The sequence below is a fragment of the Pedobacter puniceum genome, assembly GCF_009674685.1.
Classification (GTDB): domain Bacteria; phylum Bacteroidota; class Bacteroidia; order Sphingobacteriales; family Sphingobacteriaceae; genus Pseudopedobacter; species Pseudopedobacter puniceum.
In genome coordinates this window covers 876,056-891,665 of sequence record NZ_WKJI01000001.1, presented here as the reverse complement: position 1 = coordinate 891,665, position 15,610 = coordinate 876,056, and the positions used below count along the sequence as shown (strand labels likewise).

Here is a 15,610-nt window from a genome sequence, read left to right as displayed (position 1 = left end):
ATGGCTTGTCTATGTGATAAGGTTTAAAATCTAATCGGTCTGTTATCGTTGGAACGGTCGTCCTACTATTAGCTATAACGTTTTGCAGCTACAAGAAGTTGGCGATTTCGAAGCACTAAATGTCTACCAGCACTAAACTTGATAAGAAGCACAAAGCTTCATTTAAGCACTGAACCGCCAATTTCTTATAGCTGCTGGTGGCAGCTGGTGTTTTTTTCTATCGGCTCACTTGTCATGCGTTCACAAGATTGTTAAGTCCAATGTCGATATGTTTCAAACTACATTGTTTAGGCAATTTTAATTTGTCGTCAAAAACAAATATTTCTTTACCCTTATAAACTTTAGCTGCTGAATACTGAAGGTCGTAAAGAAAATGTCGCCTTTTTTTATAAAGGTTTACTATGTCAGGAACACCATCATATGAAAGAACCCAATTATGTTTAATTTCGGATTGAATAACTTTTGAAATTCTTGCATGGTCAGTCTTTTTATAAGCATTTAGATATAATTCACTGCCTTTTTCATAATAAGGTGGGTCTAAATAGACTAAAGTATTCTTTGGTAAATTTGGAATGTAATTTTGGATATAATATTCAGCGTCAAAGTTTGTTAAGAATATATTGTCTTTAAATCTTGCAATTGCTTCAATTCTTCTTATTAAATCATTTCTAGAAAATCTAGCATCCATTTTATAATTACCTGTTTGGTCTAAACCACCAATTACACCGGCTGATAAAACACCTGAACGATTACATCTATTTAAGTAAAAGACACTAAAACCTAATTCCAAAATTTTTCTTTTGTCACACTTTTTTACAATTTCTTTTCTTCTTCGCCACTCTTCAACTGTCATTGATGCAGATAAAATCATTTTGCACAATTCCTCTGGCTTATTAATTACAGAGTGCCAAAAAGAATAGATACCGAAGTCCGAGTCATTTAAGTGTATGTTTGAAACTTTCCGTGTTAACAAAAGCTGAATACCAACACCTGCACCACCTGCATAAGGTTCAACATAATTGCCATCAGTAATATTGTTTTCAATTATTAGTTCCTCTATAAAAGGAGAAAGTCGCTGTTTACCTCCTGGATAACGCAAAGGTGTTTTAAAATCTCCCATTAATTCATAGCTTCTAAAAGTGGATAAATATTGCTAAAAACATTGCACAAATCGGAAGGTGCGATTGTGAATATCGGACTATGCACTAAATTATTCATTGAGGTAACAGATAGCAGTCCATCTGGTTTACCTAATTCAGTCATTGCACCATGTAAAACTTTTACCATTGCTTTATTGGAATTATTATTAGTCAAGTGTGAAGTAATACCACTTAGAACTTCGACTAAAGTCTTATCTTTACCCCCTGTTTTGGTCATACTCAAACCATGGTCGGCCGAATATGCCTTGCCTGATATTTCAAACATACTTCGGAGAATAAAACAGAAAGCTATTGGATTATCCGCAATTTTTAATTTTCTCAATTCGTCTCTCAGTGTTACAACCTTTTGTCTATTAGTTCCTCTAGGTGTGAATTTTTTTAAGAGACTCGCAACATATTTTGGGTCATTTACGGCAACCGCTTTAGGAGAAGTTGGAGCAGGTGTAGTTGGTGTAGTTGATGTATTTGCGTTATTTACTGTTGTTGTTGGGGTTGGATTAGTAGACGTATTTTGATTATTAGTATTTGTTTGGTTTGGTTGCGGTGTATTTGTGCTTGTTCCTGTTACAACTGTTTGTGTCATATTCACTGGAGGAACAACTGGAGGAATAGTGGGAGGAACAATAATAGGTGGTATCCCGTAATTAGTTGGAAAATCAAGTTGTATGTTTCTTATTGTTTCAAATTTTATTTGTTCAAGTCCGATTTCAAGTAAGATGTTTTCTAATTCAGCTAGTTTATTATTAAGTGGGTATTTTTTGACTAAGTCAGCTACATTAGCAAAACCAAGTCTAGCAAACGATTTTCTTAATGCTTCATCTAAAACTGTTAATGGGTATTCACCTCCCCATCTTTCTCGTTGCTGATTATTTAAATTAGCTCCTTTTTTTAAATACTTTTCGAGTAAGTCCAGACCATGCTCGTAGGCTCCTTTTACATCTCTATTATGTCTTGCTCTTGCTACTGAATTCCAAGGGTCACGACTTGCTTTTTCACCTTTACCATGTGCAAGTGTAACCACTCTATCAACTTTATCTACTTCCTTTATTGAGAATACTGTGCAAGGAACTTTAAGATTTTCAGCCTTCCATTTCGCGTCAATTTTATTAATACTGTCAGTAATGGAGGTGGGTAAACCAAAGTCTGAAAGTTTGTAAAGGCCATGAATAAGTTTTAATGCTGCGATTCGCCTGTTTCCTTCCTTAACTATATTATCAGTTCCATCATTCAAAACGATTATGTTTTCTGTGAGCAAATAGCCGTCTTCAATAATACTTTCCATAACAGCATAAAACCTGTCAGGCTTAATTGAAATCATTGCTTTTATTGCATCTATTTCCTTTTTTTGAGGAACAGTTCTAAAGTTTTTAAGGTCAAGTTTTAACTTACTTACCTCTATTTGTGAAGTTATCGGCATATTGATTATTTCTTTTACAAAGGAACTAATTTATTTTTCGTTTATGTCTAGTCTTTTTTGTTTGTTGTCAAGCACCTAAGTTTATGGTTTGCACTGTCCCCGACACTTGCTGCCAACTTATATATATATGTATAGTTTTACTTCCTTAATACACCCAAAACTGGTTGTATTACGGATTTTTGTTTATTCTTCATACAAAGAACAACTTATGAAATAGCTTAAAAACAATTATCTCGAATATCCAAATTCACAGGCATTTTCATATTTAGATTTTAATTCTAAGTAAGTAAATATTTATTGAAAGTCAAAAATTAAATATAAATCTAGTTTATGTAATAAGTTTTCCTATTTCTGCTATTTTTGTTTTAATTACCTACTATATTCACTATGTTTGTTTAACCTTTTCTACAAGCACCTATATCATTAAGAAAATTTATTAACACAAGTCCACGTATAGCCCACCTATACCCCACCTTTTATCCACGTTTTCTCCATACTTCCTTCGAGGCTTCTCCAAGACTTCTTCGTAACACCTTCGGAAAAATGGGGCTATTTCTCGAACAAGTCTCGAACATGGTACGGAGAAGGTGTATGTAAAAGTGGAAAGCAAAAGGAAAAATTAAAAATAGATTGCTTCTTCGTTCCTCATCGCAACGACACAAATCAAAATTCAATCAATAAAAAATTCAAAATTAAAAATTAAAAAAAGAATCAATCAATCAATCAATCAATAATACACTCTAACAAACTAACCAACTAAACCAAACTACACTCCACCTCTCAACTCTAACACTGCCGTATTTAGCTTTCTTCTGATTTCTTTTTCTTTGGCTCTGTCGTGGTAATTGAGCAATACTTGCACTTTAAATTTGGTATAATCCTTCCTGATTTCGAGGGTTTTTACAGAAAAACCATCTTTCATGGTATAATCTTCATAAGGTTTGATGATGTTTTCTAGATGTGCTTCTAAACTTGCTGGGGTTTGGTTTAAGTTAACATCCAATTCAAACTCTACCGTAAGTTTTTTAATATTTTGCTTAGATTGATTAACAATTAAAGAAGTAAAAATAACCGAGTTAGGTATCAGCACCATATCGTTATCTTCATTCTGGATGATGATATTGATTAAGGTAATGTCTAAAATTTTCCCCTCTTGGTCTAACACTTTGATATGATCTCCTAAAGACAAACGGTCTGAAAACATGATGATTAAGCCGTTAATCATGTTGGTTACGTACTCTTTAAATATCAAAGCAATAGCTGCCGCAACAATGGTAATGCTAGTTAGAAACTTGATAGGGTCTATCCCCATAAAAACCATAATGGCTATGATAAGGAAAACTGTATTTAAAACCGAAACAATGCGGTTAATACCCAAAATAAAATTGTCTTTGATATTAGCCTTGAGGTTATTCTTACGGATATACCAATAAATGATGATTAAACGCACCACCGAAATAGAGAAACTTGCCCCCGTAACAATCAGTAAAGAGTAAGCTACTTTACCAATAATGGGCACTTTAGCATAAATTTCTGGCTGGTTAATATTAAAATATACCAAAGTAGCATAAACAACAAGCTTAATAAAAATAACAAGTAGCTCTGTAGTGGTACTTCTTTCTTTAGCTGTGATATCTTTAATATTCATATAGGCTTTAATCTACATCAAATTTAAAGAAAAAGACAATTAAATTTAATCAGGGCTGCTAACTGCGATGAAATATTTTAGTCAGCACAGCCAATTTAGCCGCTATTTGAGGCTTTAATTCATCGCCCACGAGCTTAAAAGACCAATTTTGTTCTGTAGTACCGGGTAAGTTCATCCTACTTTGTTCATCTAAATTTAAAATATCCTGTAAAGGTATGATGGCCGTTTTGCAAACCGAAGCATAAGCCATGCGGATGATTTCTTCTGCCACATTATGCTGGCTTATTTTCTTGTTGCAATACAAATTCAGGTTAGCTTTGATGTTATTTCCGGCTTCTTTATACCATCCCAACAAGGTATTATTATCATGCGTACCGCTATAAACAAAGAAATTTTCTTGATGATGGTGCGGCGTGTGTAAAGATTGTGGCATATCATCACCAAAAGAAAACTGTAAAACTTTCATCCCAGCTAGTTCAAATTGGTCTCTTAGTAGAAAAACACCTTGGTTTACATCGCCCAAATCTTCAGCTATAAAAGGTTTTTCTGGGAAATGTTTTAAAATAAAATCAAAAAAATCAGCTCCCGGTCCCTCCTTCCAAGTACCATCTTTAGCCGTTTGCGCTCCTGCTGGTACTTCCCAATAATCATAAAAAGCCCTAAAATGGTCTAGTCTCAAAACATCAAACCATTGGATATTCTTTTGCAAGCGCTTTAACCACCAATCGTAATTTTGCTTTTTTAAAACATCCCACCTAAAAACGGGCATCCCCCAAAGCTGACCATCTTCATTAAAATAATCGGGCGGTACACCTGCAATACCTTTAATTTTCCCCTCTTCATCTAAAGCAAAAATATCTTGCTGCGCCCATACATCTGCCGATTGATAGTTGACATAAAAAGGTAAATCTCCAATAATTTCCACATCATTTTGCTTGGCATAGGCTTTTAACTGTCGCCATTGCAAATCAAACAGGTATTGTTGCCATTTAATTTCTGTAATGGCTTCCTGGTGCTTTTCAGTTTCTACCGTTAAAGCCTTCAATTCTCGCTTTTTTATAGCGCTAGGCCATTGGTACCAAGGCTTTTTATATTGCTGATGTAAAGCCATAAAAAGTGCATAATCATTTAACCAGTAGCTTTCTCGCTGGCAAAATTGCTCAAAAGCAGGTGGTAATTGCTGTTTGGCCTGCTGCCAAGCTTTTTTTAAGAGTAACTTTTTATGCTTTTCTACTTGCAGATAATCTACCCGGTTTCCCGGATGTATAGCAGCCTTATCTAAATCCTTTTGTTGCAGATAGCCCTCTTCTACCAGCGGTTCTAAGGCTATAAACAAATTATTACCGGCCATACTGCTCCAACTGCTGTAAGGCGAGAAAGACTCTGAAGCTGCCAAAGGCGTGAGTGGTAATATTTGCCAATAGCGCTGTTGGGCCTGTTTTAAAAAATCTATAAACTGGTAGGCTTGCTCGCCTAAATTGCCCATACCATAGGCAGAAGGCAAAGAACTGATATGTAAAAGCACCCCAGCAGAACGCTGATTTTGCTTTTTACTTTCTAAAATGGCAAAAGGTAAATAGCTTAAAACATCTTTAACATAAACAGCTTCAGTGGTTTCTTCTGTTATTAAATTTCTCCAGGGCTTGTTTTGGGTGTCAAGCAATTGTGTATCGCCCCAATCTATATCTTCTAGTTTACACTGATGTTTTTCGCACAACAATGCCGGATGCAATACCGCAACAACCAAAACTTCCTGCTCATTAAACACCCTTTTAAAAGCAATTAAATGCTCTTTAAACTTTCCCGTTATACTTACAGCTTGGTAGTTAGCATGGGTATAAAATTCTTTTTTTCGCTTACGCTGATGAATGAGAAATTGCGTTAACCATAATTTGATTTTAGCATCATTGGGATAATTTAATAAATCTTTGATTTGATGAGGTTTAAGCTCTTGTATCTCATCCAGATATTGATTTCTAAGCTTAAAATCTATCTGTTGTCTGTTATCTGGGTCTACAAAAGTAAAGTCCCAAAGCTCTGTACCTTGGTAAACATCTGGCACACCGGGGCAAGTAAATTTTAATAACAATTGCACCAAAGCATTATAAACCCCATAAGGGGCTATTTTCTGATGAAATTCTTGAAAACTTACCATAAACAGATGCTCTGGATTTAATAGCGCAGCCACAAATTGCTTCACACTGTTTTCATAGCTTTCGTTGGGTTTATTCCAGTCTGATTGTATTTTGCCTTCTCTTAAAGCTTTTATCAAATAAGCCTCAAAGCGTGGCAAGAAATTGTCTGAAATACTACCTTGCATGGGGAAATTACCTACTAAATTTTGGTAAATGAAATACTCATCATTTGGCTGTATTTTAAACCTCAACACCAAATTCTGATTCATTTTATGCCATTGCCTAACTTTTTCTACCCATAAATTGGGTAAATGCGTTAAAACGTTTAGCCTTGCCCGGGCATCTTCGCCCCTTTTGGTATCATGGGTAGAAGTGGTATTTAAAGTTAAAGGCATTAGCGCTTGTCGCTTTTGCATCCATTCATGAAAATAAGCGGTAGAAATGCCAAAACATTCGGGATGGTCGCCCACTTCATTATGTCCAATAAACCTAAAATTGTTATACATCAAGGTATCTTCTACACCTTTGGCCATTAATGGGCCGCTAAACTGCATTAAACGCTTATAAAACAAACTTGCTGTGCTTCTTATTTGCTTGTCTTCCTGTTGTTGCGACCTATTTAAAATAACACCCTCTAAAGTATTAAACCCTAAAAGGTATTCAGGTTTATCGGCTTTAAGCCTGATGAAAATGCTTTGTAAACGCTTAAACTCTTCTTCTGCTAATGGAAAACTATCCCCATAAAACCTATACACAGGCATATAAACCAAAAACCAAGCAATGGCTTGTTTGATGTCTTCGGCACTAGCATCTGTTTCTAATTTTAAAGTATGGAAGTATTTGCAAAGGTTATACAACTCGCCCTGCATATTTTGGAACAGAAAATTAGCTTTCTTCTCCTGTACCTGTTCTTCAAAACTTTTTTCTTGAGGGATGATTTCTTGATATAAAGCATTAAATGTTTCCTCTGAAGGGCTGTAAGTCAACAAGTTATTCACCAAACCTAAAAAATCGTAACCGCTAGTTCCTGCTATTTCCCATTCTGAAGGTAATTCTTCACCTTTTTCAAGGATTTTCTCTACGCCAATATATTTATCACCAACAAGCTTTTTAAGCTGTTGCAGGTATTTTGTGGGGTTATATAAACCATCAATATGGTCTAAACGTAAAGCTTGAATAAGATCTTGATCTAAAAGGTTCTTGATAAACTGGTGATAATATTTAAAAACTACCTCATCCTGAATGTTTAAACAAAGCAAGCCATTGACGGTAAAAAAACGCCTGTAATTGATACGCTGACTGGTATGTTGCCAATAACAAAGCTCATAATATTGCTTATTGATGATGGCTTTTAATAAGGTTTGCGATTGGTTAATATCTTGAAGTGTTTGATTTAATAAAACCTGTATCTTCTTATCTTTTAATTTCTTATGACTTTCTTGAATAAAACTTTCCCAAGATTTAGCAAAGGCTTCTTTATTTTTAATATCCTCTAAATCTTCTAGCTGTTGTAGCAGCTTATCTAGCTTTACATATTTAATTAAACTTTTGTAAGAAGCTAAATTGAGCGGGTAGCAGGCATCAAAATATTGAAAATAAAACCTACCCATTTTATAAATTAATTGCAGCTCCCGTTTCTTGATGACCTCTTGCAAAGGTCTACCTAAAAAAGGTACCATCAGTTTTCCGTTAAGGAAATTAGAGCTAAAAGGAGTATCAAAAAAGCTTCTAAACCTAGATTTATTCCCTTTCTCTAAAACGTCCATTAGCCACTCGTTATCCGGATGAAAAGCCATATGATTGGGTACAATATCTTGCAACCACATCATCTGGTTCTTTTTTAAAAAGCTTTGGATAGCTTTTAATTCTGATAATGAGCCTATTTCTGGATTTATCTGATGCGGATTTACCACATCATAACCATGTACACTTTCTTTAACAGCTTTAAAAATGGGTGAAGCATAAAGGGTATCAACCCCCATCTTTTTGAAATAGTTTAACACTTCTTTAAGCTGTTGAAAGGTAAATTGATGGTTGAACTGTAGACGATAAGTTTGAGCAGGATATTTCATAGGTAGCGTTGCGTTTTTCATGAGTTAGATTGATAGATTTTGATAGCTGTAGGGCTAATTTCATCCTTCCCAACAGGATAACCAGCCCATTTTTCATCGGCAGAATCAAAAATCAATTCATAAGCTTGAATTTTTGAATCCTGAATGCTTTGTTGCCTAGCTGAAAAATTGAGGACGCATAAAACCTTTACATCTTTACTACTTCTGCTGAGGTAAAGCATTTGCCGAGTTTCATCAGCGTAAGCTTTTAAACCTGTTCTTTGGGTATTTTTAAATACCGGGTGCGTTTTACGAAGCTGTATGAGGGCTTTATAGTAGGCCAACATGGTTTTATGCTGCGGTAAGTTAAGCTCGTCCCAGCGGAGTTTAGAAGCCTCAAAAGTAGAGATAGCTTGCGGGTCTGGAACTTCTTGTTGGCTTACAAATGCTGCAAATTCTTTCTTTCTACCTTCCTCTACGGCTTCTATCAAGTCTTCATCCGTATGACTTATAAAATATTGAAATGGAGAACTTGCCGACCATTCTTCGCCCATAAACAGCATGGGGATATAAGGCGAAATAAAAACTGCGGCAGCCATGAGTTTTTGCATCTCGAAACTAAAAAGCTGGCTACTTCGCTCTCCAAGCATACGGTTGCCCACTTGATCGTGGTTTTGAGAGAAAACCACAAAGCGCTCTCCTGCCAATCCAACTGCACTACTACCAAATTTCTTTTTACGATGCGGCGAGTATAAACCATCAAAAACAAAAGCATCTTGATAAGCTTTAGCCAAAGAAGAAATTCCGTTAAAATCTTCATAATAGCCATTTTTCTCTCCCCCGGCACTTACCCTTAATGCATGATGAAACTCATCTATCCATTGGGCATCCATCGCAAAACCATTTTGGCTCAAAGGTTCTAAATATCTTCTATCGTTTAAATCGCACTCGGCAATTAAAAAATGTGTTTTTTGCTGTTCCTGATTAAAAGCATCTACATGCTCCTTAATTTCTGCCAAAATATGCTTAGCACTAAAATCTTTAATGGCATGTACAGCATCTAAACGTAGGCCATCCATATGAAAATCTCTTAGCCATAGCAATACATTTTCGATATAAAAAGTACGTACAGCATCGCAATGGGCATCATCAAAATTGATGGCTTTACCCCAAGGAGTTTGATATTTATCGGTAAAAAATGGCCCAAAATCATTTAAATAATTTCCTTCAGGGCCTAAATGGTTGTAAACTACATCTAAAATAACAGCTATACCTTTTTCATGACAAGCATTCACCAGCTCTTGCAAACCAGTATAAGCACCATAACTATTTTGTACCGCAAAAGGAAAAACGCCATCGTAACCCCAATTTCTATTGCCAGGAAATTGAGCCACAGGCATTAATTCAATAGCATTGATACCTAATTCAAGCAAATCATCTAGTTTTTGGATGATGGCTTCAAATGTTCCTTCGGGTGTAAAAGTTCCAACATGTAGCTCATAAATTATTAAATCTTGCATGGCTGGAATTTGCCAATGCTCATCTGTCCACTCAAAAGCATGTAAATTGGCTACTTTTGAGGCTTGATGAACATCAGGCTGCTGCAAAGCTGTAGGGTCTGGCAAAGTTTTATCATCAAGCAGAATAAAATATTCATCTTCTGGCTGTAGTAAATCTGTTGTTTTTTGCCAATAACCAAAATCGGCCTTTTCTAAATGGATAATGGTTTCATCCTTAGGCTTTAGAACCGATACTTTGTTTGCATTGGGGCACCATAAATTAATCTTTGTTGTACCGTGGCAATAGTTTACTCCTATTTTTCTGCAAGCTTTTGGCATACTTATATGGCTTTAAGTAAAACTACCGACCTACCCTTTACCGGGATTTCGTCTTCTGATTTCAATACGGTTTCTTCATCAAACTTAGCCTCAGATGTATCTAAAACCTTCTGCCATTTTTTGCTGTATTTATCTGGTGGTAAATGATAAATAATGGTATCATGATGGGCGTTAAACATCACATAAAAATCATCATCTATAATTTTTTCGCCTTGCTCACTTAAAGACCTGATACCTTTTCCGTTTAAATAAACAGCCAAAGAACGGGCAAAATCATGTTGCCAATGCTCATCATCCATCTCTGTACCTTCTGGTAAAAACCAAGCAATATCTTCTAAACCTATTCCTTTTACAGGCATCCCTTGAAACCATTTTCTTCTGCAAAAAGTAGGATGTTCTTTCCTTAACCTGATTAATGATGCGGTAAACTGCTGAAGCTCATGATCCATATTATCCCAATTGAGCCAAGAAATCTCATTGTCTTGGCAGTAGGCATTGTTATTACCTTGTTGGGTTCTGCCAAACTCGTCTCCGGCAACTATCATGGGTACGCCTTGCGAAAGAAATAGCGTAGTTAAGAAATTTCTTTTTTGCTGATTTCTTAGGGTGATGATAGCTTCATCATCTGTATTGCCTTCTGCACCACAATTCCAAGAGCGGTTATGGCTTTCACCATCCTGATTGTTTTCTCCGTTAGCTTCATTATGCTTCTCGTTATAAGAAACCAAATCATGCAAAGTAAAACCATCATGAGCGGTTATAAAATTGATACTGGCTGTAGGCTTACGGTAATCATCCTGATAAAGGTCTGAGCTTCCAGTAAATCTATCAGCAAACTCTCCTAACATACTATCAGCACCAATCCAATAATCTCTAATGCAATCTCGGTACTTACCATTCCACTCGGCCCAACCCGGAGGAAATTTCCCCACCTGATAACCACCTTCGCCAACATCCCAAGGCTCTGCTATTAATTTAGCTTGCGAAATAATTGGATCTTGGTGGATGATATCAAAAAAGGAACTTAATTTCTGTACCTCGTGAAGTTCTCTGGCAAGCGTAGACGCTAAATCAAACCTAAAGCCATCTACATGCATTTCGGTAATCCAATAACGCAAACTATCCATAATAAGCCTTAAAACATTAGGTAAACGGGCATTTAAGGTATTACCAGTTCCGGTATAATCCATGTAAAACCTCGGATTTTCTGTTAGCCTATAATAGCTACAATTATCAATACCTTTAAAAGATAAGGTAGGCCCTAAATGGTTTCCTTCTGCTGTATGGTTATAAACCACATCTAAAATCACTTCTATACCTGCTTTGTGTAGGGCTTTAACCATTTCTTTAAACTCGCGTACCTGCTGGCCCAATACTCCTGATGATGAATACCTTACATCTGGTGCAAAAAAGCCTATGGTACTGTAGCCCCAATAATTGTTTAAACCTTGGTCTTGCAAATTCTTATCGCTCACGAAATGGTGAACAGGCATTAATTCTACAGCTGTAATACCTAAATCTGTTAAATAAGCAATGGTGGCTTCGTGAGCTAAAGCTTTGTAAGTACCTCTTATTTCTTCCGGTATATCCGGATGCTGCATGGTAAAACCTTTCACATGGGTTTCGTAAATGATAGATTTATGCATAGAAGTGTTAGGTGATTTATCATCTTCCCAATCAAATGCGGGGTCTATCACTACAGCTTTAGGGATATAAGGTGCGCTATCTTCTTCGCTAAAAGAGAAATCTTCATCCTCATGCCCTACCTGATAAGCAAACAAAGCATTATGCCACTGTAAAGTACCAGCTATGGCTTTTGCATATGGGTCTATCAATAATTTATGTGGGTTAAAACGATGACCATTTTCTGGCTCGTAAGGGCCATAAACTCTAAAACCATAAAGTTGGCCGGGTTCAATATCCGGCACATAGCAATGCCAAATTTGATGAGTTCTTTCTTTTATCCTGATTTTTACCGATTCTGTTTCGTCTTTTGTAGTGTTAAATAGACATAAATCAACACCTGTGGCATTATCGGCATAAAGGGTAAAATTTACGCCTTTGCCATCCCAAGTAGCCCCTAAAGGGTATGGCTTACCCGGATATACTTTTATATTCATAGATGATTTTTGTTAATGATAGATAAATATTTAAATCATCATCAATAACACTAAAAATTGTACCTATTTTTTGGTATATCTTTTAATAATTTAAAATATGAGTAATAAAATTCTAATTTCGGGCTAGTGAAAGATTACCTTCTTTTTATAGATACAGAAACATCAGGTTTACCTAAAAAATGGGATAAGCCTTATCAGGATACTGATAACTGGCCTACTTGTATCCAACTGGCATGGATTATCTACCATAAAAGTGGCGAAGAAGTGAAACGAGAAAACTTCTACATCAAGTTGCAAGACCTTAAAATAGAAGATTCTGCCTATAAAATACACGGTATTACTCCTACTTTTCTAGAAGAAAATGGCGTTAAACGGAAACAGGTGCTACAAAAATTCGCCTATGATGTTAAAAAGTACAACCCTTTATTGATAGCTCATTTTATGGAGCTTGATTTTCATATTGTAGGTGTTGATGCTTACCGGGCTAAACTTAAAAACCCTATAGAAAATAGTCCTTTGTTTTGTACCATGTTGGCCAGTGCAAAATATGTTCATAATCCAACGGTTAATTTCTTAAGACTTGGCGAATTGTATCATTTTTTACTTGATGAGAAAATGGAACAGCAGCACCATGCCTTAAAAGATGCAGAAGCCACAGCAGCCTGCTTTTTTGAGATGCTAAAACGTGGCGATATTACAGCAGAACAAATGGAAACGCAACAGTTTAATTTTAAAATGAAACAAACTAAAGCTAAACCGAAGTCTATTTGGCCATTTAGTTTGTTTTAAGCTTAATCATAAAAATGATGATTGAAAAAAGATTAACCATTTTAAAAAACACTACTCCTTTTAATCTGTTGCCTGATGATGTTTTGCTGAGCATAGCAGATAGCTTACAGGAAATAAGATATAATAAGGAAACGCTTGCATACAGGCAAGAGATTACCAAAATGAAAGGTGTTGATATTATTGCTGAGGGCGAATATGAAACCTTTTTTTATGATGGGCAAAACAATAAACGCTCTGTAGAGATACACCATACGGGCTATTGCTTTGGTGGTATATCGGTACTATTAAACAGAAAAAAGGCATTAAAATCCGTTATTGTTAAGAAAGGTACCTTAGTTTATTTTTTACCGAGGAAAGATTTTAGAGCTTTATGTAGTGCTTATGAAGACTTTTTTCAATACTTCACAACCGATTTTGGCAACCGGATGCAGGATGAAGAATTTGCACATTTCTTTAAAAAACCACCTTCATTTGAGGAAAGTTATATCGCATCAGAACAATTATATTCCAGAAAAATTGAGGCCGTTGCTTATCGTGATTTAATCAGTTGCAAACCAGATTTTCCTATTTGCGAGGCTGCTAAGCTTATGGCCGACAAGAAAGTAAGTTGCTTGTTTGTAAAAGATAACACACAACAAATCATAGGTTTTGTTACTGATATTACTTTAAGAGACCGTGTTATAGCCCAATGTATAGATGCTAAACAGGCTATCCAAACCATTATGGATAACCCCATTGTAACCATTTCTACCAATGCTTATGTGTATGAGGCTATTTTATTGATGTTTAGAACCAAAGCCCGATACTTGGTGGTAGAAAAAAATGGTGAATATATAGGCTTCTTGAGTAGAAACCGCTTATTGAGCGAGCAAGCACAATCTCCTTTAGTATTTATCCAATCGGTTAAGCTGGCTTTAAATTCTAAAGAATTAAAGCAGAAATGGGAGAAAGTTCCGCTGATTATTACCCAATTATTAGGCAGAGGCGTACAAGCAGAAATTGTAAACCAAGTCATTACCACCATTGCCGATACCATTGCCCAAAAAGTTATAGAAGAAGTGATTGGAGAACTAGGTAAGCCACCTGCAAAATTTGTTTACATGGTTTTAGGTAGCGAAGGAAGAAAAGAGCAAACCCTTAAAACCGACCAAGATAATGCTATCATTTATGAAGATAAGGCTAATGAGCAGCGTGAATTGGTACGCTCCTACTTCTTAGAATTTGCCAAACGTGTTTCTGATAAATTAAATGATATTGGCTTTGTGTATTGCGAGGGCGGTTATATGGCTAGCAACCCTAAATGGACACATTCTTTATCGCATTGGAAGCGCAATTATAAGAGTTGGATGGAAGAATCTTTACCAGAAAGCGCCATTAAATTCTCTACTTTCTTTGATTGCAGATACCTTTACGGCGATGAGCAAATCATGAACGAGTTGCAAGACTTTTTAGATGAAGAACTAAAGAACCCGATGGAAAGATTCTTTGTCTTTATTGCAAAAAATGCGCTTCAGTACAATCCTCCTTTAACTTTCTTTAATAATATCAGGACACAAACTTTAGGAAAATCAGAAGTTTTTGATATAAAAAACGCCATGACACCTGTAGTAGATTTGGTGCGTGTTTATGCTTTGCAAAACAGAATTTTCAAGCTTAATACAGGCGAAAGACTAAAAGCCTTACAAGAAAAAGGTATTTTTTCTGAAACTCAGTTTCATGAGTTGATGCAGTCTTATTATTATTTAATGAGTTTAAGGCTAAAAAATCAAGCATCGCAAGTAATTCATGAGAAAATAAAACCAAATAATTATATAGAACTTAAAAACCTCACCCGTATAGAGCAGGTAACTCTAAAAGAAATTTTCAAGACGATAGAAAACTTTCAAGCAGGTATAAAAATGAGGTTTACGAATAATCTTTTGGGTTAAGAGGTTTTTGATTTTTAGGAATTTTCAAATCAATCGATATAATCGAAAGCCATATTAAGCACTCGTTACAAACGAACGCAAGAAGAGTACTTTCTACCCAAAAAACGCCCTCCCTCTTTGATTCTCCCTCCAGAGGGAGACACTGGACGGCATACCTATCAAGTGTATTATAAATAGAAATCTTATTTTAATAAGACAAATCCTCACCCATTTGCAAAGTGTCCCCCTCTCGAGGGGGTGTAGGGTGAGGATCTTTTTACTTTATACTCTATACTTTCTACTCTGTACTTTATACTTTATACTCTGTACTTTTTACTTGCTACTCTGTACTTTTTACTTGCTACTCAAAATCCCTCCCTCTTTGATTCTCCCTCCAGAGGGAGACACTGGGCGGCACACCTATCAAGTGTATTATAAATAGAAATCTTATTTTAATAAGACAAATCCTCACCCATTTGCAAAGTGTCCCCCTCTCGAGGGGGTGTAGGGGGAGGATCTTTTTACTTTATACTCTATACTTTCTA

At 35.9% G+C, this 15,610-nt stretch carries 8 protein-coding genes; 2 read left to right on the top strand and 6 right to left on the bottom strand.

Annotated features, from left to right (window positions below):
• Positions 1-232: 232 nt before the first annotated feature.
• The 6 genes from GJJ64_RS03990 to glgX form a co-directional block, all read right to left on the bottom strand.
• Positions 233-1,120 carry a DNA adenine methylase gene (locus GJJ64_RS03990; protein ID WP_154286451.1) on the bottom strand — a complete coding sequence of 296 codons (888 nt, stop codon included), beginning with the start codon at positions 1,118-1,120 and terminating at the stop codon, positions 233-235.
• Entirely contained in the window at positions 1,120-2,577 is a 1,458-nt protein-coding gene (locus GJJ64_RS03985) for a hypothetical protein (RefSeq protein ID WP_154286450.1), read from the bottom strand. The genes GJJ64_RS03990 and GJJ64_RS03985 overlap by 1 nt, the downstream gene beginning before the upstream one ends.
• A gap of 766 nt (positions 2,578-3,343) precedes the next feature.
• On the bottom strand, positions 3,344-4,225 hold the full coding sequence (locus GJJ64_RS03980; RefSeq protein ID WP_154286449.1) for a mechanosensitive ion channel family protein: 882 nt from the start codon (positions 4,223-4,225) through the stop codon (positions 3,344-3,346).
• A gap of 58 nt (positions 4,226-4,283) precedes the next feature.
• The gene (gene treY / locus GJJ64_RS03975) at positions 4,284-8,453 is read right to left on the bottom strand and encodes a malto-oligosyltrehalose synthase (RefSeq protein ID WP_154286448.1); all 4,170 of its coding nucleotides are present in this window, start codon (positions 8,451-8,453) and stop codon (positions 4,284-4,286) included.
• Positions 8,450-10,249, bottom strand: coding sequence for a malto-oligosyltrehalose trehalohydrolase (treZ, locus tag GJJ64_RS03970; protein WP_154286447.1), 1,800 nt, complete (start codon positions 10,247-10,249; stop codon positions 8,450-8,452). The genes treY and treZ overlap by 4 nt, the downstream gene beginning before the upstream one ends.
• A gap of 2 nt (positions 10,250-10,251) precedes the next feature.
• Positions 10,252-12,369, bottom strand: a complete 2,118-nt coding sequence (gene glgX / locus GJJ64_RS03965) for a glycogen debranching protein GlgX (protein ID WP_154286446.1) — start codon at positions 12,367-12,369, stop codon at positions 10,252-10,254.
• 126 nt (positions 12,370-12,495) lie between these two features.
• Here glgX and GJJ64_RS03960 point away from each other — a divergent pair, with 126 nt between their 5' ends.
• The gene (locus GJJ64_RS03960) at positions 12,496-13,158 is read left to right on the top strand and encodes a 3'-5' exonuclease (RefSeq protein WP_317162899.1); all 663 of its coding nucleotides are present in this window, start codon (positions 12,496-12,498) and stop codon (positions 13,156-13,158) included.
• A gap of 14 nt (positions 13,159-13,172) precedes the next feature.
• On the top strand, positions 13,173-15,086 hold the full coding sequence (locus GJJ64_RS03955) for a DUF294 nucleotidyltransferase-like domain-containing protein (protein WP_229655454.1): 1,914 nt from the start codon (positions 13,173-13,175) through the stop codon (positions 15,084-15,086).
• Positions 15,087-15,610: the final 524 nt, after the last annotated feature.

Coding starts and splice junctions, on each gene's coding strand:
- GJJ64_RS03980 (WP_154286449.1), bottom strand. CDS start 4,225: ATGAATATTAAAGATATCACAGCTAAAGAAAGAAGTACCACTACAGAG.
- treY (WP_154286448.1), bottom strand. CDS start 8,453: ATGAAAAACGCAACGCTACCTATGAAATATCCTGCTCAAACTTATCGT.
- treZ (WP_154286447.1), bottom strand. CDS start 10,249: ATGCCAAAAGCTTGCAGAAAAATAGGAGTAAACTATTGCCACGGTACA.
- GJJ64_RS03955 (WP_229655454.1), top strand. CDS start 13,173: ATGATGATTGAAAAAAGATTAACCATTTTAAAAAACACTACTCCTTTT.
- glgX (WP_154286446.1), bottom strand. CDS start 12,369: ATGAATATAAAAGTATATCCGGGTAAGCCATACCCTTTAGGGGCTACT.
- GJJ64_RS03985 (WP_154286450.1), bottom strand. CDS start 2,577: ATGCCGATAACTTCACAAATAGAGGTAAGTAAGTTAAAACTTGACCTT.
- GJJ64_RS03990 (WP_154286451.1), bottom strand. CDS start 1,120: ATGGGAGATTTTAAAACACCTTTGCGTTATCCAGGAGGTAAACAGCGA.